Raw genomic sequence first — 19549 nt, 5'->3', positions numbered from 1 at the left:
GTCCTCCCCTCACACGTCCAGCAGCGGGCGGTGCTTGATGTGCCGCGCAAAGACCTGCATGAACTGCGGATCGACGCGCGCACCCCACACCGCCAGCGAATGGCCGACGATCCAGAGCACCACGCCGGGAATCCACAGTTGCAGGCCCAGGCCGACCGCGGCAGCCAGCGTGCCGTTGGCGATCGCCACGGTGCGCGGCGCACCGCCCAGCAGAATCGGCTCGGTCAGCGAGCGATGCAGCGGCACCTCGAAGCCTTCCGTGAAGGCGTCCGGGGCGCTCATACGACGGCCCCGCCGGAGAAGCTGAAGAACGACAGGAAGAAGCTGGAAGCCGCGAAAGCGATGGACAGGCCGAAGACGATCTGGATCAGCTTGCGGAATCCGCCAGACGTGTCGCCGAACGCGAGCGCGAGGCCCGTGGCGATGATGATGATGACGGCGACGATGCGAGCTACCGGCCCCTGGATGGATTCGAGGATGGATTGCAGCGGGCCTTCCCACGGCATCGAGGAGCCGGCGGCCTGTGCTGTTCCAGCCAGGAACAGCAGCAGCGCGGCCAGCAGCAGTCCTTGCCCCGCAGGGCGGCCCAGGCAGCGCAGCCGTGCAGAGTTAGACAAGTGAGAAGGCGGATTTACGGAAACACGGAAAGCAGGAATGGTCATCTGCGTCATGGCAGTTCTCCAAGTGAGTGAGGGGATCGGGAAGTCGCCGCAGCGGGTGCGGCATCGGGACGTGGCGGCAGCTCGGGAAACGGCGTTTCCAGCGCGTCCGCCAGTTGGTAGCCCACGCCGTCGAAGCCGACGACGCGGGCGATGCTCTCGATGCGGCGCTTGCGCCCGCGTCCGGCTATGTGGATCACCACGTTGACCGCCTCGGCAATCAGCGCACGGGGCGGATTCACCGCCACTTCGAGAATCAGTTGCTCCAGGCGCAGCAGCGCGCCGAGCGCGGAGCCGGCATGGATCGTGGCGATGCCGCCCGGATGGCCTGTGCCCCACACCTTGATGAGATCCAGTGCCTCGGCGCCGCGCACTTCGCCAACGACGACGCGATCAGGCCGCAGGCGCATGGACGAGCGAACCAGCTCGGTCATCGATACCACGCCTGCGCGGGTGCGCAGCGGAACGTGGTCACGGGCCGCGCATTGCAGCTCCACCGTGTCTTCAAGCACCAGCACGCGGTCGCCCGTGGCGGCGATCTCGGCCAGCAGCGTATTGGCGAGCGTGGTCTTGCCGCTGCTGGTGGCGCCGGCGATCAGGACGTTCTGCCGCTCGCGCACGGCGCGAACGAGAAAGCCCGCCTGGGCGGCGGTCATCATCTGGTCGATGACGTACCGCTCCAGCGGGATCACGCCGATGGCGCGCTTCCGCAGCGCGAAGGCCGGCCCTGGCGCGGCGGGCGGCAAGATGCCCTCGAAGCGTTCGCCGGTTTCGGGCAGTTCGGCGGATAGCAGCGGCTGGCCGCGATGGACTTCCGCGCCCACATGGGCCGCGACGAGGCGGATGATCCGCTCGCCATCGGCCTCGGGCATCTCCACACCGATCGGCGCACGACCCGACGACAGGCGATCCACCCAAAGGGTGCGATCGGGGTTGAGCATGATTTCCACCACGTCCGGGTCTTCCAGCGCGGCGGCGATCAGCGGCCCCATCGCCGTGCGCAGCATCTGGATGCGCCGGTCGAGCGACGTGGCGCTCATGGACTGCGGAGCGGCGCTCATGAAGCACGCTCCTGCGCTTGCGCGGCTGCCGCCGCGTCCTCCATCCGCATCGGATCGGGATGCAGTTCCTCCACCACGTCACGAACCAGGCTGCGGCCCCGCAGCAGGTGGCGGCCAAGCTGCTCGGTGAACTGCTCGAAGCGCACTTTGCCCTGCGCGCGTGCCGCGTCTTGATGCGCCTCGGGAACCGGCGTGCTCACGGTCAGGTAGTAGCGAATGAACAGCGCCAGCGTTTCGATGGCGATGTTCTGGTCGCGCTCCATGCGCTCGGCCTGGCGCGAGAGGCGATCAAGCCGTTTGGAAATGGCCGCTTCGCGCTGGTCGCCGGCATCGGGCGACAGCCACGATGCGAGCGCCGCCGCGACGATGGACGACTTGGACACGCCCTTCTTGGCAGCCAGTTCATCGAGCCGCTTGGCGTGCTCAGGCTGGATGAACAGATTGAGGCGGTAGTGGCTCATAGCTCGATTCCGTCGTTGGGGTCGAGGGAAGCCAGCCGCGCCGTGCGCTGCATGGATGGGTCAAGCTGGCGAGGAAGGGGAAGCGGCAGGTCGTCGTCGTCATCGAGCAGCGCGAGGTCGGCCGCAGGCGCGGCCAGCTCAGGGGCGTAGGCGACGGTTTCGGAGAGTTCGGGCTGACGGCGCGGGCCGCCGTCGTCGGCAGAGGCAGCGAAGCCCTCGGCGGTATCGGACGCCGGCGCAACGGGCACGGCGGGAATCGCCAGGCCGCTCCAGTCGTCCAGACGCAACGGCGGCACGTCCGCGTACTGCCCGTCCGCGAGCGCGGGAGGCAGCAGCACACGGCGCTTGAAATTGCTGTCCGCGTAGTAGCGCAGCTTCTTGGCCTTGATCGGCGCGACGCTGGACACCATCACCACCGCCTCGTCAGGCGGAAGCTGCATCACCTCGCCCGGCGTCAGCAGCGGGCGCGCTGTTTCTTGGCGCGACACCATCAGATGCCCGAGCCACGGCGCGAGTCGGTGGCCCGCGTAGTTGCGCTGGGCGCGCAGCTCGGTGGCCGTGCCCAGCGTCTCGGAGATCCGTTTGGCGGTGCGCTCGTCGTTCGTGGCGAACGTCACGCGCACATGGCAGTTGTCGAGGATGGAGTGGTTTTGCCCATACGCCTTGTCAATCTGGTTGAGCGACTGCGCGATGAGGAAGCTGCGGATGCCGTAGCCGGCCATGAAGGCCAGCGCCGTCTCAAAGAAGTCCAGGCGTCCCAGCGCCGGGAACTCATCAAGCATCAGCAGCAGCTTGTGGCGACGCTCGATGCCGTCGGAGCCATCGAGCGATTCGGTGAGGCGCCGACCGATCTGGTTGAGGATCAGGCGAATGAGCGGCTTCGTCCGAGAAATGTCCGAAGGCGGCACCACCAGATACAGCGACACCGGATGCTCGGCAGCGATCAGGTCAGCGATGCGCCAGTCGCAGCGCGACGTGACTGCGGCCACGGTCGGATCACGGTACAGGCCGAGAAACGACATGGCGGTGCTCAACACGCCGGAACGCTCGTTGTCCGACTTGTTGAGTACTTCGCGCGCCGCCGAAGCGACGACAGGATGCGGCCCATTGCCCAGATGGGGCGTGGTCATCATCCGATGCAAAGTCAGCTCGAACGGGCTGGCCGGGTCGGACAGGAAGTTGGCGACGCCGCGCAGCGTCTTGTCTTCGCCCGCATAGAGCACATGCAGGATGGCCCCGACCAGCAGCGCGTGACTGGTTTTCTCCCAATGGTTGCGCTTCTCCAGCGCGCCTTCGGGGTCAACGAGAATGTCCGCGATGTTCTGCACGTCGCGAACTTCATGCGCGCCGCGTCGAACCTCCAGCAGCGGGTTGTAGGCCGCCGACTGCACATCGGTCGGGTTGAACAGCAGGCAGTGCGAGAAGCGCGAGCGCCAGCCGGCGGTGATCTGCCAGTTCTCGCCCTTGATGTCGTGGATGACGGCGGAGGCCGGCCATGACAGCAGCGTCGGCACCACGAGGCCAACGCCCTTGCCCGAGCGCGTGGGTGCGAAGGTCAGGACGTGTTCCGGGCCTTCATGACGCAGGTATTGGCGATCATGCTGGCCCAGGAACACGCCGGCAGGCTGTGTGAGGCCAGCCTTGCGAATGTCCTGTGCGTTCGCCCAGCGCGCAGAGCCGTAGGTTGTGACCATGCGTGCTTGACGCGAGCGCCAGACCGACATGGCGATGGCGACGCCCACGGCGGCCATGCCGCTGGCGCCGGCAATCGCGCCGCCGGTGTCGAAGACCTCCGGTGCATAGGCGCCGAAGAAGAACCACCACTCAAACAGTTTCCACGGGTGGTAGATCGACGTGCCAAGAAAGTCGAACCAGGGCGAGCCAAGGCGTACTTGATAGCCAAGGGCCGCTGCCGTCCATTGTGTGGCGGCCCACACTCCGGCGATCACGATGCCGAGCACCACGGCGATCTGACCAAACAGCACGTTCGTCCCTTGCATGACCTGGCCTCCGATTTCTCCTGCGCTGATTCCTCATGGAGATCGCGGCACAGGGGCGTGCCGCAGGCGTCAGGTTCGGTGTCAAGTCAGTGCTGGTCAAAGACCGTGTTGAGCAGAAAAGTCAAGAAAAAAGAAAGAATGAGTGCAGTGGCGAGTCAAAGAAAAGCGCCGCAAGCGAAGACGCATTGCGGCGTGTCGAACAGGAGAATGAAGATGATGCGTCGAACCGACAACGATCAGAACTTGGGCGGTTCCTTCGGAGGCGTGTATGGCGTTTCGCCGTCGCCATAGAACCGCTTGCGCGTAGCTTCGGCCACCCGGTTGCACAGCACGCCACCCAACTTTGGGCGGTCAGTCTTGCAGTGCTGGCGCAGTTCCTTGAGCCGTTCAGGATTGGCCGCAAGCTCTTCCACTGTTGGAATATTCGCTTCGGAAGCGTTGATCTTCTGAGGCGCTTCGGACTGGCCGCAGGCAGTCATCGCGGTCACCAGCAAAAGCGGGATGATCCTTTTCATGGCGCAAGCGCTCCCGGGGAATCAGGTCGATGCTTGGGAGACTCTGGCGACTGGATGGCCTTCACTCGCTCGATGAAGCGCGAGATCTCATCGGATGGATCGCCCTCAAGGCGCAGCAAGTAGGTCGTCAGCGGCGGCACACGCGATGCAAGCGGCCGTGCCACAACGCCCGCTTCGCGACTGGTGGAAATGTGCGCCTCGCCCGTCAGACCCAACGCGAAGCCTGCGGATACCAGCGCCATCATCAGATCGCAGGAGGCCACACGCTCGGCTATCAACGGCTCCATGCCTGTCCGACGCAGCACACGTTCGACGTGCTTGGCATGACCCTCGCACACCTGTGGATCGCATAGCACTAGCGGGTAACGCAACAGCGCATCCAAAGGGATGCGCTTGTGGACCAACAGAGGGTGCCGCGCAGGCACCGCCACCATAAGCGTATCGCTCCAGGCCGGCATGGCGACAACTCTGTCGCCCACTTCGTCGGACTGCGCGAAACCCACGTCATAGAGGTCATCATGCAGTCCCTTGATCTGCTGCGATAGAGGCACCTCGAAGAACCGAAGCTCAACCTCTGGCTCTTCTTGGCGGCACAGCGCCAAGAGCCCCGGCAAACGCGACGGGGTGATGCCATCGGAAAGAGCCACGCGCAACTGCCCGTGGAAGCCGTTCGCAGCTGCTTGCACGCTATCGCGAGCCTGCTGCAATGCTGCGAAGACGCGCGGCACATGATCCATAAATAACTTTCCGGCACGAGTAAGTCGTGTGCTGCGAGTGGTGCGGGCAAGCAGAATCACGCCCAGTTCTTCTTCAAGCTCCTTGATGGCGCGCGACAGCGGCGATTGCTCAATATGCAGCCGCTCAGCCGCACGGGCGAAGTGCAATTCTTCGGCTACGGCAAGGAAATAGCGAAGGTGTCGTAGTTCCATTGTCATGGTCTCGCCATACCCGGGAGTTAATCTCTACCCCGAATTCTCGGGCTCGGCTGAAGCATGCGGAGTGCTGGATTCGCCACTTGTGTTTCCTGCGACAAACAATGACCAGGCCGCCATAAAAAAGGCCGCGATAACCGGTCCAGCGACGAGACCGGTCAATCCAAAAAGCGAGATTCCACCGAGAGTGGATAGCAGGACGATATAATCCGGCATGCGAGCTTCCTTACCAACGAGGATCGGTCGCAGGATGTTGTCGATTAATCCGATTACACCGGCGCCGAACGCGGCCATAAGAGCCGCTTTTGCCACTTCACCCGTTGCTAGAAGATAAAGTGCCACCGGCCCCCAGACCAACCACGCCCCCAGCACGGGGATTAGTGACAGCACTGCCATTACGACACCCCACAAAACTGCTCCTTGGATTCCGAGCAACCAGAACAGCACGCCTCCAAGCGCACCCTGGATGCCCGCGACCATCAGGCTTCCCTTAATCGTCGCTTTCACCATGTTCTCGAACCGAAGCCCCAACTCACCCAAGTAGCTGCGCTCGATTGGTAATGCGTCACGTAAATTCTCGACCACCTTCGTTCCATCACGGAAAGCAAAGAAAAGAAGGTAGAGCATCAACGTGAAGCTCACTGCAAGCCGCAGCGTATCTTGACCAACTGCGACGGCGTGCGAGGCGATGAATTGCAGCGCTTGTTCGAGGATCTGTACTGTGTTGCCGCGGATGCCATCCAACTGGTTGAGGCCCATCCGTTCCAGCCACGCCCGCAACCAAGGAGGAGCCGTCTTTACGGCCTGATGTATACGGGCTTCGATGCCGCTGCCGCCATCAGCCAGTAGGTGATCGTAGAGTTGCACTACTTCCTGCGCAGCAGATATAGCGACCAGTGCAAGCGGAACCACTACGAGCAGCACGCACGCTACTATGGTCAAAAGAGATGCCAGTGCCGGGGATCGAGGCATCGATGACAAGATGCGCTCGTAGAGCGGCCAGAACAGCACTGCTAGCGCCGTCGCCCAAAAGATTGCTGCGTAGAACGGCCATAGCAGTAGGCCGAAGAGCAGCGTAATTACGATCAGCGCGAGAATGAACGACCGATCCTTTAGGTTCACTAATTGCATATCGACCTGATGTCCATTGCGTATTTTTTCATTAACACATTTCATCCATACATCTGGCTCGACCTCCTTTCCCTCGGATCGGGAGGGATTGAAACCAGCTTGCCAGCGACCTCATCCAACTGGAGAAGGAGAATTGCGAGCACTTCCACCACGACGACCGCGCGGGTCGTTAGAGCGCAATGGGCAACGATTTAGACGATCGCTTTCTTTGCCGCTATCTCAGCGCGGCCTTGGTTTGTTCCCAAGCCTGTTCGAGTTTGGCAGCGCGCTTATCGTAGTCTTCCTGGATATCGGCAATGCGTTGTTCAATCCGCTTTCCAGCCGATTCGACAGCCCCCTCGGCCTGCGCTTGTAATGAGACGATTACAGCCTCCGTTTCTTCGCGAAGAGCTTTGGCCTTCCCTTGAATTCGCTTGCTGGCTTCGGCCAAGGATTTGTCCAACAGTTCGATGCGCACCTTTAGTTCTGTGCCAGCATGCTTACCCTCTTGGAGCAGTTGCTCGCGTAGGTACGTCAATTCGTTCGTGATGTCATTGATCTCGCGTCGGATCTGGGCTTCCTCGACTTCGTGACGGAACGTACGCACCACCACGCCGCCTAGAGGGGCGATGCGAATATCAAGGGGCGAAGTCCAGCCCTCATCGATTTCGGCAATGACCACGCTCCTGCCAGGCGTAAGTTCTTCGGAGATGACCTTGATAAAATCCCCAGAAATTCCAGCATCGAATATATCTTTAAGCCCGCCGAGAAGCGCGCCGCCGGTCAGTCCTGCGATTGTGCCGAACGGACCTGCCAGCAAGCCGAGAAGACCACCAGTAACTGCGCCAATCGTGGTTGCAAGCCCGCCCGCCGACTTGGCTTCCCTGATCGAGAGCTTGCCGGCTTCGTCCTTGACGACTACCGTTTCGCCGTAAAGGAGGATACTGCCCTCTCGATGCAGCTCGCGAAGCGCCAGGACCCCTTCGTAGGCCCGCGCTTCATCTGGAAAAATGATGGCTACAAATTTGTTCATGTGTCCGCCTTGGTAGTATGTCCGGAGTCTGCAAATCGGATGCGACTTTATGGTCGGCTTTGCGGCAACCATGACAAACGCTTGTCGGCGGACGAAACGACCAGGTCGTGCCCAAGCTTCTTCCGCCTCACGTTGTGCGTTTGTGCATCTGTCCGCCGTAGCAGCCTGCCGGGCTTGCTTGAAGAATTCTTTTGGGATTCTTTTGGATTTTGTTAAGTCGCTTGCCATTGCACGGCGCGAATGCGGCGCTGGGACGATAACCTCTGGATGTCTCGAACTGTTCCTTAGAAGCCTCGGGTGAAGGTGACGCTACCAAAGACCGGTCGTTGTCGCTGCCCTGCGAACTCGCGGGTGCGGTGATAACGTGCAAAGGCGATCCGCCAGCGCCCGCGGTCGGCCGCGATGCCGTAGCCGATGTCGGCGACGAAGGGGCGCTTATCGACGCTGTGGCTGTTGCGGAAGGTATTGCCATCGAGTGTGATGTCGCGCATCACCCAGCGGGCATCGAGGGACAGGAACAGGTGGCTACGCCACATGCCATCCGCGAGAGTTTGAAAGGCTGTGGTGTTCTCACCGGCCGGACGCAGCGGCGCCATGCCGAAGTCGTCCGACAACTCAGTGCCCAGGCGCAGTTCCATCCCTGCATGGGCGGCAGTCGCGAAGTTGCCAATGCTGCCACCCACCGCCCCGATGGCGTCCCACTGCCAAGCCTGGGACGAGGAGCTGCTGCGCAGACGCTCTCGCCGCTCGTGAATCAGTTGGATCACGGGCTCGTCATGCAATTGATTGTCCCAGCCAAGAGAGCTGTCAGCACCGATGACGCGGTGCAGCGCGTTCTGTACTTCGCCAGCCTTGGCCGAGGGGCCTACCACGCCGACGCGCAACTGGGACGTCCGCAGGACATCACCCGTGCGCGCGCTGTATCCCAAGCTGAACATCAGCGCCCCGGCGTAGGGGCGGTCGCTGGCAATCAGGCCCCGCCGCTTTCGCTCCGTGGGCGTGAACATCAGGTGGCCGAATCCGGCAGTGAGATGCCATTCATCGATGGTCGATGATTGTCGTTCGGCAAACTGCTGGCTGAGCCAGCGCGCCACGCCCGGCAGGCAGGTCGAATTCGCTTGATCTGCTAGGTTAGGGGAGACCAGCGTCGCCAATATGCCGTTGGAATATCCCTGATCCTGGCCGGTGCCGCCGAGCAGGTCGTTGTCCATGCGCAGGTTGAGCGTGCTCGCACTTCTGGGGGTGGCGGGAGCTTGGCATGGCTCGCTGGCCAGTGCCGTCGAGACCCAGCACAGCACGGAGAGTAAGAACAACCCCCGAGCGGGCGCGGTGGCGCGATGGAAACTGCCGGCTCGCTCCAGAAGTGCGGGCTGGATTGCCTGCCGGGGCGGCAGAAGCAGGGACGGGATGAGCATTGCACGGCAGCTTGCTTTCGGAGCGTGGCGAGCATGCGCGTGGAATTTAAAGATTTTCTTTGGATATGGTTGACCTTTCGTTAGGCATGGATTGCGTCAGGACACCATCAAACAGTACGCGCAGCACATGCAGCCCTATCCGCAATCGATGTTGTGACTGGCTACCAGCACACCTTTGGTGACGAACTGCGCGGCTTCGCACACCGGTAAAAAGGCCGATCAGTTGAGAGATGAATTCAGATCCGCTTGCTGCCGTTGTCCAATGCTGGATAAGTCTCTCGACGAGACTGGCAGTTGCCAGAAGCACTTGACTGGGCCGGCGCATTCCCTAATAGCCAGCTCGCCAATTCGTAGCTCAGTATTCGCCACGACTTTCGTCCGCTTACTTCAGGTCTCAGGTCAACCGGTCGAGACAAAAGTCCGCGTCGGCAGGCGCACGCTTACGATCAAGCCGCCAGCGCTACGATTGCCGCATTCCAGCTCGCCCCCGTGTGCCCGGCAGACGGCCGCAGCTATCGCCAGGCCAAGTCCGCTTCCACCGGAATGACGCGCTCGCGAGGTTTCGGCGCGCCAGAAGCGGTCGAGCATCGCGGGAAGATGTTCTGGTGCGACGCCAGGCCCGTGGTCCGAGACGGTAATCGTTGTGCCCAACGGCGTACTATTTGCGTCGATCTCCAGTGTCTTGCCGCGCGCCGCGTAACGCAGGACATTCTCGACGAGAATCGTCAGTACCTGCCCTATGCGATCTCGGTCGGCATACAGTTGGATATGGGTCGCAGCCGACACAACCGGCTTAATGCCTGCTCGATCCAGGTCAGCTGCGGCCCATTCCAGCCGCTCCGCAATCAGTTCCTGCAGCGGGAAGCTGTCCATTTCGAGCGGGAGCTGCCCGGCACGCGCCAGAGAAACCAGGTGTAGATCGCCCACCAGCCGGTTGATCTGCTCGAGCTGGCGAAGAATCGCACCAAGCTGATCCTGCTCCAGCGGGAAGACCTCATCCATCATGCCTTGGACACGGCCCATGGCCGCGTTGAGCGGCGTGCGCAATTCGTGCGCCAGCATCGCACTGGAGTCACGCACCTCGCGCTCGTACTGCTGTAGCCGCGTGGTCATGTCGTTAAAGTTGCGCACAAGGCCCGCCAATTCGTCGGGTGCGGTAGTCACCGCATCGACGCGATTACCGAAATGGCCTTCACTGACTCTGCGGGCTGCTTCTGCGATCAGTACGAACTGACGCGAAAGTGGTCGCGACAACCACAGCCCGACCAGGATGACGACAGGGATTGCGACGACGACCATGACGGCCAACATCAGCCAGTCAGGATTGGTCAGGCCGGGGCCGAATCGCTCGATGTTGTGGTAGCGCTCCATCAGCTCCCACAGCCGAGGCTCATTGCCGCGAGGATCCTCACGCAGCCGCTCGATCTCCTGGCGCGTCTCCGGCGGTGCCTGGCGCAGTGTTAGCGTATCGGCGATGTCGAAGTACGCCCACATGCCGATCGCCACCGCCAACACGGTTCCTACGGCCAGCGCGCTCATGCGCAGACCGAACCACCACCATAGCGAGCCCGGACGCCGGCGCGGCCACAGCAGCGTACGCAGCTTCATTGGAAACGGTATCCGACGCCACGTACTGTCATCAGTACGCCGCTCACACCACGCTGTTCTAGCTTGCGGCGGAGGTTGTGCATGTGCACGTCGACGGACCGCTCCAGTGCATCGCTTTCGGGCAAGCAGGCGTCGAGCAGTTCATGACGGGTGAAGGCCTTGAACGGCGTCTTCAACAGCTTGGCCAGTAGGTTGAACTCGGCAGGCGTCAGGGACAGCGGAATTGGCTGTCCCGATGCATCCTCCACGCTGGCCAAAACCGCACCGGTATCGACTACGACGTTGCCGTGGCGCAGTAGACCATCGGGCCGCGGCGAGGGGCGTGCGCGGCGCAGCACTGCGTGCACGCGAACCACCACTTCCTTTGGGCTGTAGGGCTTGACGATGTAGTCGTCGGCGCCGTAGCGCAGTGCGCCGAGTTTCTCCGGCTCGTCGCCGATGGCGGTGACCATGATCACCGGCGTGTCGCCAACACGGCGAATAGCGGAGAGCACGTCGGTACCACTGACCTTGGGCAGCATGACGTCCAGTAGGACCAGGTCGGGGCGCCACTGTGCGTGCAACTGCAGGGCCTGCGCGCCGTCGTGTGCCTTGCTGACCTGGAAGCCGTCCTTGTGCAGGTAGGCCTCCAGGATGCTGGCGCTGTCCAGATCGTCCTCGACGACCAGTATTTTCTGTTGAGACATGCTGACTCCACTCGCTCGTGCATGCGCCACGTGATCGCGCTGGGCGCGAAGCGGCGCTTCTTAATCAAATCTAAAAAAAACCCGAAACATCCCTTCAAGTCCCGAAGGCAACCTACACCGATTCTTGTAACACGCTGGAGAATTCGCATGTTCCCAAAATTGTCTGGCGATGTCCCGGCCTGGTTGATGGCCTCCGTGCTGGCCGCGCCGTGGCTCGCTGGATGCTCGATGGCACCGCATTATGAGCGGCCGCCGCAGGCAGTACCGGCGACGTTCGGGCAGCTTCGCGCTGCAGCGGCCGCCACCGCCGCAGAGCAGGCCGCGCCCGCGGCGCTGACGGATCAGGAGCGTGAGTTCCTGGGCGCCCTGACGCCCGACGGCGCCCTGGCGCCGCTGGTAGTGCGCGCTCTGGCGCACAACGCCGACTATCGACTTGCGGCGCTTCGGGTCGAGCAGGCGCGCGCGCAATACCGCGTCGAGCGCTCTGCGCGCCTGCCCACGGCCGGTATCGATGCGCAGCAGACCCGACAGAGCTTCGACGATCCCGCGCTACGCGAGCGCTACCAGCAGGATCTGTCGCGTGCCGGCATCGCCATCAGCGACTACGAACTGGACGTATTCGGACGACTGAAGTCGCTATCCGATGCCGCTCGCGAACATTATCTAGCCAGCGAGGCTGGGCAGGAGGCAGCGCGCGGCGCGTTGGTCGCCGAGGTACTAAGGGCCTATGCGCTGGTCTGCGCGGCGACGCAGGCGCACCAGCGCCTGCAGGCCGTGCATGCGGACAACGCGGCGCTGCTGGAGATCGCGCAAGGGCAGTACGACATCGGGCTGATCGCACGCGACGCGCTGGACCGCCGGCGTGCCGCCACCGAGCAGGCGCAGGTGGCCGCACTGCGCGCCGGCGACGATGCCGCAGCAGCGCGGCGGGCGTTGCAGCTGCTGACCGGATTCGATGCGGAGGTGGCACCCGGCCCGCTGGCACCGCTCGCCGAGGCGCCCGACGCAATGGCGGCACTGCGCGATCTGGATTCGAAGGTGCTGCTGCAGCGTCCCGACATCCGCCAGGCCGAGGCCGAGCTGCGCGCGGCCAATGCGAACATTGGCGCAGCCCGCGCAGCCTTCTTTCCCTCGATCCGCCTGAGCACCTCGCTGGGTAGCGCCAGCAACTCGCTGGACGATCTGTTCAGCTCGGGCAGCCGCAGCTGGTCGTTCATGCCGCAGTTGGTGCTGCCGATCTTCGACTTCGGCCGCAACCGCGCCAACCTCGACCTGGCCTGGACCCGCAGGCACGCCGGCGTGATCGAGTACGAGCGCAGCATCGAGGCCGCATTCCGCGAAGTCGCCGACGCGCTCGACGCCCGCGCCACCTTCGCCGTGTCCGAAGCCCAGTTGCGCGAGCAGGATCGGCTCGCGGCGCTGCGTCTCGAACGCGCCGAGCGCCGCGTCTCGCGCGGGCTGGCGGATCGCCAGGACCTGCTGGCCGACCGTATCGAGGCGACCCGCACCACGCTCGACCACCTGCACGCTCAGCGCGATCTGGCGCTAAGCCGCATCGCACTGTTCAGGGCCTTCTACGGCGTCGAACTGCCCGCCCGGCTTTGAGAGAGGACCCCGACCAATGACGCTTCGCTTTTCGCCCGTGCCGGATTGCTCCACCTGGACAGCGGCGCCGACTATCCCTTCCCCCCTTCAGACCGGCGCGCAGGCGACCGGAGGTAGCCTTATGCCCATTGCGCGCTCCATTGTCCCCGCCGGCCTGCTGGTCGCGACACTACTGCTGTCGGCCTGCAGTCCCGACACGCCCGCGCCCGAACCGCTGCGCACGGTCAAGCTGGAGGCCGTCGGGGCCGGTTCGGCCGCCGCCGCCTCGCGCTTCGTCGCCACCCTGCGCCAGGAGCAGCGCGCGGAATTGGCGTTCGAGAACGGTGGGCGCATCGCCGAGATCGCCGTGGACGTGGGTGACCGCGTGCGCAAGGGCCAGGTGCTTGCGCGTCTGGACGCCGAGCCGGCGCGGCTGCGGCTGGCACAGGCCGAGGCGAACCTGCGCGCGGCCACCGTGCAGGCCAGGGAACGGCAGATCCAATTGCAACAACAGCAAGCGATGTTCGAGGACGGAGCGATTTCGCAAGCGACGCTGACCAGCGCCCAGGTCGCCGACGACTCGGCACGGGCGCAATTGCGCGTGGCCGAATCCGACCGCGCGTTGGCTGCACGCGCGCTGCGCCAGAGCGAGCTGCGTGCGCCGTTCGACGGCAGCGTGGTGGCCCGCCAATTGCAGCCCCAGGCCGATACCTTGGTCGGGCAGACCGTGCTGCAGGTCGAGGGCCAGGGCCAGCCGCAGGCGCTGGCGACGCTGCCGAGCTCGGTCGCGCAGGGCCTGGCGCCAGGCGCGCTGGTGCGGGCGATGCGCTCGGACGCGCCGCAGGCGACGTTCGAGCTGCGCTTGCGAAGCGTCTCCTCACGGCTGGAAGGCGGTGCCAGCGTCCAGGCAATCTTCGACGTGACCGAGGCCTCGGTACCGCTGCGCAGCGGCGACAGCCTGCTGCTCGCGCTTTCGAATGAGTCCGCAGTCGACCTGTCGGTGCCACTGCAGGCGGTAGTCGGACAACAGGGCGAGGATGCGGTGTACGTCTACGATACCAAGGTGGGCACCGTGACCCGCCGCCGCGTCGAACTCGGCTCGGTCGAAGGCGAGCGCGTGCGCGTGACCGCCGGCCTGCAGCCAGGCGACCAGGTGGTCACCGCTGGCGGCGCCTTCCTCAGCGACGGCCAAGCGGTGCTGCCGTTCCGCTCCGCTTCGCGCCTGAATGAAGCGGGGCGCCCATGAAGCTGACCCATTCGGCCCTCGGTGCCAGCCGCCTGACCCTGTTCGCCGCGCTGATGGTACTGGTCGGCGGCATCGTCACCTTTCTCGGATTTCCTTCACAGGAAGAACCTACGGTCACGATTCGCGATGCATTGGTGACGATTTCGCATCCCGGCATGCCCAGCGAACAGGTCGAGGCCCTGCTGGCCAAGCCGGTCGAGGAGCGCCTGCGCGAGATCGGCAGCCTCAAGAGGATCGTCACCACGGTGCGGCCCGGCACCGCGACTATCCAGCTCACCGCCTACGACCACGTCAAGGACCTGCCGGCGCTGTGGCAGCGCGTCCGCGCCAAGTCGGCTGAGGCCGGCCAGGCCCTGCCAGCCGGCAGTTTCGGGCCGTTCGTCGACGACGACTTCGGACGGGTGGCGGTGGCCTCGATCGCTGTCACCGCGCCGGGCTTCGGCATGAGCGAGATGCGCGAGCCGCTACGCGACCTGCGCGCGCAGTTGCATACCTTGCCTGGCGTCGAGCGGGTGACATTCTATGGCCTGCAGGAAGACCGGGTCTACGTGGCGTTCGATCGCGGGCGCCTGGTCGAGGCCGGGCTGAGCCCGGCCTCGGTGATGCAGCAGTTGCAGGCGCAGAACGTGGTCGCGCCCGGTGGGCTGGTGTCGGCTTCGGGGCTGGCGATGACGGTGGCCACTTCCGGCGAGTTGCGCAGCACCGAGGAGTTGCGCCACTTTCTGGTCTCGGTGTCGGACACATCCGGTGCGGGCGGTACGCGCGAGGTGCCGCTGGGACATCTTGCCCGGATCGAGGTGATGCCGGCCGATCCGCCCGAGAGCGCCGCGGTCTACGAGGGCATGCCGGCGGTGGTGGTCGCGGTGTCGATGGCCACCGGCTACAACATCGGCGACTTCGGTGCGCAGCTGCGTACTAAGCTGGAAGAGACCGCACGGCAGTTGCCGGCCGGCTTCGAGCAGCACGTGGTCACCTTCCAGGCCGACGTGGTCGCGCGCGAGATGGGCCGCATGCACCAGGTCATGGGCGAGACAATCCTGATCGTCATGGTCGTCGTGATGCTGTTTCTGGGTTGGCGCACCGGTCTGATCGTCGGCGCGATCGTGCCGCTGACCATCCTCGGCGCACTGATCGCCATGCGCGCGCTGGGCGTGGAACTGCAGACGGTATCGATCGCGGCCATCATCATGGCTCTCGGCCTGCTGGTGGACAACGGGATCGTCATCGCCGAGGACATCGAACGACGGTTGGCCGCCGGCGAAGAGCGCCGCCATGCATGTATCGAGGCCGGCCGCACGCTGGCGGTGCCGCTGCTGACCTCCTCGCTGGTGATCGTGATGGCGTTCTCGCCGTTCTTCATCGGCCAGACCGCCACCAACGAATACCTGCGTTCGCTGCCGATCGTACTCGGCCTGACCCTGCTCGGCTCCTGGCTGCTGAGCATCACGGTGACGCCGCTGCTGTGCCTGTACTTCGCCAAGGTGCATCCGTCCCACGGCGAGGGTGCTGGCCAGTACGATTCGCGCTTCTACCGCGGCTACCGCCGGATCATCACCCGGGTGCTGGACCACAAGGCGCTGTTCATCGGCACCATGCTGGTGCTACTGACCGGCGCCGGCGTTGTGCTGGCGTCGATCCCCTACGACTTCCTGCCCAAGTCCGACCGACTGCAGTTCCAGATGCCGGTGACCCTGCAACCTGGTAGCGACTCGCGCGAAACCCTGCGCACGGTGGAGGCGATGAGCCGCTGGTTCGCCGACGACAAGGTCAATCCAGAGGTGACCGATAGCATCGGCTACGTCGCCGACGGCGGTCCGCGCATCGTGCTGGGCCTGAATCCCCCGCTGCCGGGCAGCAACATCGCCTACTTCACCGTCAGCGTCGCGCAGGGCACCGACATCGAGCAGGTGATCGACCGCACCCATCGGTACATGCGCGAGGCGTTTCCGCAGGCTCGCGCCGAGCCCAAACGCTTCCCGCTGGGTGCGACCGAGGCCGGCGTGGCCATCTACCGCGTGGTCGGCCCGGACGAGGCGGTGCTGCGCGAGACGGGCGAGCGCATCGCCGCGGCGCTGCGCGGGTTGCCTGGTATTCAGGACGTCTACGACGATTGGTTGCCGCGCGTGCCGCGCTACGTGGTCGAGGTCGACCAGCTCAAGGCGCGCCGCGCCGGCATCAGCAGCGAAGACGTGGCCCAAGCACTGCAACTGCGCTACAGCGGCCTGCAGGCCTCGCTGATCCGCGACAACGGCGTGGCTGCGCCGATCGTGTTGCGCGGCGATGCGCGCGAGCGCGATGCCGCGGGCAGCCCGGCCGATACGTTGGTCTATCCCGGCGCGGGCGGCGCGCCGCTACCGTTATCGGCGATCGCGTTGGTCTCCACGGCGAGCGAGCCCTCAACGATCATGCGCCGCAACCTGGTGCGCACGCTGACGGTCACCGGCCGCCATCCCAGCATGACCGCCAATGGAATCGTCGCCGAGATCGCGCCGCAGATCGATGCGATCGAGCTGCCGCCGGGCTACCGCATCGAACTTGGCGGCGAGATAGAGGATTCGGCTGAAGCCAACCAGTCGCTGCTGCAGTTCATGCCGCATGCGCTGATCATGATCCTGCTGTTGTTCGTGTGGCAATTCAATTCTTTCCGCAAGCTGTTCATCGTGGTGGCGAGCATCCCGTTCGTGCTGATCGGCGCGGCCCTGGCGCTGCTGCTGACCGGCTACCCGTTCGGCTTCATCGCCACCTTCGGCCTGCTGGCGCTGGCCGGCATCATCGTCAACAACGCTGTACTCCTGCTCGAGCGCATCGAGGCTGAACTGGCCTCGGGCCTGGCGCGGCGCGAGGCGGTGATCTCGGCGGCTGTGATGCGGCTGCGCCCGATCGTGATGACCAAGCTGACCTGCATCGTCGGCCTGATCCCACTGATGCTGTTCGGCGGTCCCCTGTGGACCAGCATGGCGATCACGATGATCGGCGGCCTAGCGCTGGGAACACTGGTGACGCTGGGCCTGATTCCGATCCTGTACGACCTGCTGTTCTCGCTGCGCGTGCGCAGCGGCGGCAAGTCCACGAATGGGGAAGCGACCGCATGAGTTTCCCCTCCGCCATGCATGCACGCCGACTCCGGTCCGCGTTGCGCCACGACCAGGAGGCTTTGCGATGACGCAGGCATGGCTACGCCGCGAGGCCAACGCTGACGGACACGTGGCCTGGATTGCCGGCGGCGACTGGACGATCGAGCACTACGGCCGATTGGCCACGTTGGTATCCGACGCGCGCGCAAACCCCGGTGCGCAGCGCGCGGTGCCGTTCCTAGACTGGACGCAGGTCCGCCAGCTCGACACCGCGGGCGCGGCGCTGCTGGTCGAGATGCTCGGCCCAGTGCTGGCGCGCGAGCACCTGCGCGCCGATCCACGGCTGGAGCCGGAACGCCGAGCCCTGCTGGAGGTGCTGGTGGACGCTGCGGAGGCCCAACAGGTCGCGGGGCACCCTGCGCTCGATTCCGCGCCTGCATGGCTGCGCGGCATCGCGGGCATCGGCGCAACGGCCGAGCGGGGGCTGCATTCGTTACTGGATCTGGCCGGCTTCGTCGGCCAGATCCTGGAGACTTGGCTGCGCATTGCGCCGTACCCGCGGCGCTGGCGGCTGACTGCGGTGGTCGCGCAGATCCAGCGTGTCGCTGTCGATGCTGTGCCCATCGTCGCCCTGCTGAGTTTCATGGTCGGTACCGTGGTCGCCTTCCTCGGCGCAACCGTGCTGGCCAACTTCGGCGCCAGCATCTTCGCCGTGCACCTGGTCGCGTTCTCGTTCATGCGCGAGTTCGGCGTGCTGCTACCGGCGATCCTGATCGCCGGGCGCACCGCCAGCGCCTACACCGCACAGATCGGCTCGATGAAAGCGAACGAGGAGATCGACGCGCTGCGCTCGGGAGGGTTGAACCCAATCGAGCTGCTGGTGTTGCCGCGGGTGCTGGCACTGCTGGTCTCGCTGCCCCTGCTGACCTTGGTGGGCGTTCTGGCGGGCATCGCTGGCGGTGCCGCGGTCTGCGTGCTGAGTCTCGACATCTCGCTGGCGCAGTTCCTGGCCATAGTGCAGGACAAGATCGAGGTGCGGCATTTTCTGGTCGGGCTGAGCAAGGCACCGTTCTTCGCCGTCATGATCGCCGCGATCGGCTGCCACGAGGGTTTCAAGGTCTCCGGAAGCGCGCAGTCGGTGGGCGACCACACCACCTCGAGCGTGGTGCAGTCGATCTTCGTCGTGATCCTGCTCGACGCGCTGGCGGCGCTGTTCTTCATGGAGATGGGCTGGTGAGCGGCCTTTCGAACGGAACGGCAACTCATGCCATCGAGGTGCGCGCGCTGGACAACCGCTTCGGCGAGCAGCAGGTGCACCAGAACCTGGACTTGGACGTTCGGCGTGGCGAAATCCTGGGTGTCGTCGGCGGTTCGGGCACCGGCAAATCGGTCCTGCTGCGTAGCATCGTTGGTCTTCAGCGCCCGCATGCCGGCGTGGTCCGCATCGAAGGCCTGGATCTGCTGCAGCTCCACGGCGCAGCGCGCACGCATCTGGAACGGCGCTTCGGCATCCTGTTTCAGAAGGGTGCCCTGTACTCGTCGCTGAGCGTGACCGAGAACGTCGCCCTGCCGCTGATCGAGCACGCCGGCCTGCCGCGTGCCCAGGCCGAGCACCTGGCGCGCAGCAAGCTGGCGCTGGCTGGCCTGCCACCGGATGCCGGCGACAAGTCGCCGGCATCCCTGTCGGGTGGCATGGTCAAGCGTGCGGCCTTGGCGCGGGCGCTAGCCTTGGACGCGGGCATCCTATTCTTGGACGAGCCGACGGCAGGACTGGACCCGATCGGCGCAGCCGCGTTCGACCAGCTGATTCTGACCTTGCGCAATGCGCTGGGGCTGACCGTGTTCCTGGTGACCCATGACCTGGACTCGCTCTACACGATCTGCGATCGCGTGGCGGTGCTTGCCAATCGGCAGGTGCTTGTCAATGACAGCATCGAGGTGGTGGAGCGCTTCGACCACCCCTGGATCCAGGCCTATTTCCACGGACCGCGCGGCCGCGCGGCGGGGGGGGGCGGCCGCCCGCCGGCCCCCCCCCGGCCGCCCCCCGGCGCGCGCGGGCGGCCCCCCGCCCACCCCCCCCCAGCCCCCCCCCCCCCCCCCCACCCACCACCCCCCCCCCCCCCCCCCCCCCCCCCCCCCCCCCCCCCCCCCCACCCCCCCCCCCC

The 19549-nt window shown here is 64.9% G+C and carries 16 protein-coding genes and 1 pseudogene; 5 read left to right on the top strand and 12 right to left on the bottom strand.

The annotated features are described in order from the left end of the window. Nucleotides 1-9 precede the first annotated feature (9 nt). The 12 genes from AC1VXC_RS17150 to AC1VXC_RS17095 form a co-directional block, all read right to left on the bottom strand. Nucleotides 10-282 carry a VirB3 family type IV secretion system protein gene (locus AC1VXC_RS17150; protein ID WP_023093963.1) on the bottom strand — a complete coding sequence of 91 codons (273 nt, stop codon included), beginning with the start codon at nt 280-282 and terminating at the stop codon, nt 10-12. Continuing rightward, nucleotides 279-671 (bottom strand): TrbC/VirB2 family type IV secretion system protein, encoded by a 393-nt coding sequence (locus AC1VXC_RS17145; protein ID WP_023093962.1) that lies wholly within the window; start codon nt 669-671, stop codon nt 279-281. The genes AC1VXC_RS17150 and AC1VXC_RS17145 overlap by 4 nt, the downstream gene beginning before the upstream one ends. Beyond that, nucleotides 668-1720, bottom strand: a complete 1053-nt coding sequence (gene trbB / locus AC1VXC_RS17140) for a P-type conjugative transfer ATPase TrbB (protein WP_481539221.1) — start codon at nt 1718-1720, stop codon at nt 668-670. The genes AC1VXC_RS17145 and trbB overlap by 4 nt, the downstream gene beginning before the upstream one ends. Next, the gene (locus tag AC1VXC_RS17135) at nt 1717-2181 is read right to left on the bottom strand and encodes a ribbon-helix-helix protein, CopG family (protein WP_023093960.1); all 465 of its coding nucleotides are present in this window, start codon (nt 2179-2181) and stop codon (nt 1717-1719) included. Before AC1VXC_RS17135 ends, trbB begins: the two co-directional genes overlap by 4 nt. Next, nucleotides 2178-4181 carry a conjugal transfer protein TraG gene (locus tag AC1VXC_RS17130; protein WP_023093959.1) on the bottom strand — a complete coding sequence of 668 codons (2004 nt, stop codon included), beginning with the start codon at nt 4179-4181 and terminating at the stop codon, nt 2178-2180. Before AC1VXC_RS17130 ends, AC1VXC_RS17135 begins: the two co-directional genes overlap by 4 nt. A gap of 236 nt (nt 4182-4417) precedes the next feature. Continuing rightward, nucleotides 4418-4696 (bottom strand): EexN family lipoprotein, encoded by a 279-nt coding sequence (locus tag AC1VXC_RS17125; RefSeq protein WP_023093958.1) that lies wholly within the window; start codon nt 4694-4696, stop codon nt 4418-4420. Further along, entirely contained in the window at nt 4693-5625 is a 933-nt protein-coding gene (locus AC1VXC_RS17120) for a LysR family transcriptional regulator (RefSeq protein WP_023093957.1), read from the bottom strand. The genes AC1VXC_RS17125 and AC1VXC_RS17120 overlap by 4 nt, the downstream gene beginning before the upstream one ends. 33 nt (nt 5626-5658) lie before the next feature. Further along, the gene (locus AC1VXC_RS17115; RefSeq protein ID WP_055312169.1) at nt 5659-6804 is read right to left on the bottom strand and encodes an AI-2E family transporter; all 1146 of its coding nucleotides are present in this window, start codon (nt 6802-6804) and stop codon (nt 5659-5661) included. Between the two features lie 169 nt (nt 6805-6973). Then, nucleotides 6974-7771 (bottom strand): DUF1269 domain-containing protein, encoded by a 798-nt coding sequence (locus tag AC1VXC_RS17110; protein ID WP_023093955.1) that lies wholly within the window; start codon nt 7769-7771, stop codon nt 6974-6976. A 284-nt stretch (nt 7772-8055) separates the two neighbouring features. After that, entirely contained in the window at nt 8056-9186 is a 1131-nt protein-coding gene (locus AC1VXC_RS17105; protein WP_023093954.1) for a lipid A deacylase LpxR family protein, read from the bottom strand. Between the two features lie 399 nt (nt 9187-9585). Further along, nucleotides 9586-10794, bottom strand: coding sequence for a sensor histidine kinase (locus AC1VXC_RS17100; RefSeq protein ID WP_023093953.1), 1209 nt, complete (start codon nt 10792-10794; stop codon nt 9586-9588). Next, nucleotides 10791-11480, bottom strand: coding sequence for a response regulator (locus tag AC1VXC_RS17095; protein WP_023093952.1), 690 nt, complete (start codon nt 11478-11480; stop codon nt 10791-10793). Before AC1VXC_RS17095 ends, AC1VXC_RS17100 begins: the two co-directional genes overlap by 4 nt. A 147-nt stretch (nt 11481-11627) precedes the next feature. Between AC1VXC_RS17095 and AC1VXC_RS17090 the strand changes: the two genes are divergently transcribed. The 5 genes and pseudogenes from AC1VXC_RS17090 to AC1VXC_RS17070 form a co-directional block, all read left to right on the top strand. Beyond that, on the top strand, nt 11628-13085 hold the full coding sequence (locus AC1VXC_RS17090) for an efflux transporter outer membrane subunit (protein ID WP_023093951.1): 1458 nt from the start codon (nt 11628-11630) through the stop codon (nt 13083-13085). Between the two features lie 121 nt (nt 13086-13206). After that, entirely contained in the window at nt 13207-14310 is a 1104-nt protein-coding gene (locus AC1VXC_RS17085) for an efflux RND transporter periplasmic adaptor subunit (RefSeq protein WP_023093950.1), read from the top strand. After that, nucleotides 14307-17402, top strand: coding sequence for an efflux RND transporter permease subunit (locus tag AC1VXC_RS17080; protein ID WP_023093949.1), 3096 nt, complete (start codon nt 14307-14309; stop codon nt 17400-17402). The genes AC1VXC_RS17085 and AC1VXC_RS17080 overlap by 4 nt, the downstream gene beginning before the upstream one ends. 67 nt (nt 17403-17469) lie before the next feature. Then, nucleotides 17470-18621: an MlaE family ABC transporter permease gene (locus AC1VXC_RS17075; RefSeq protein WP_481539220.1), complete on the top strand. Its 1152-nt coding sequence runs from the start codon at nt 17470-17472 to the stop codon at nt 18619-18621. Next, nucleotides 18615-19388 (top strand): annotated as a pseudogene (locus AC1VXC_RS17070) (ABC transporter ATP-binding protein); the annotation flags it as partial. The gene AC1VXC_RS17075 and the pseudogene AC1VXC_RS17070, both read left to right, overlap by 7 nt. Nucleotides 19389-19549: the final 161 nt, after the last annotated feature.

The organism is Stenotrophomonas sp. STEN033 (assembly GCF_056856655.1).
This window is presented reverse-complemented; position numbering and strand designations above follow the sequence as displayed.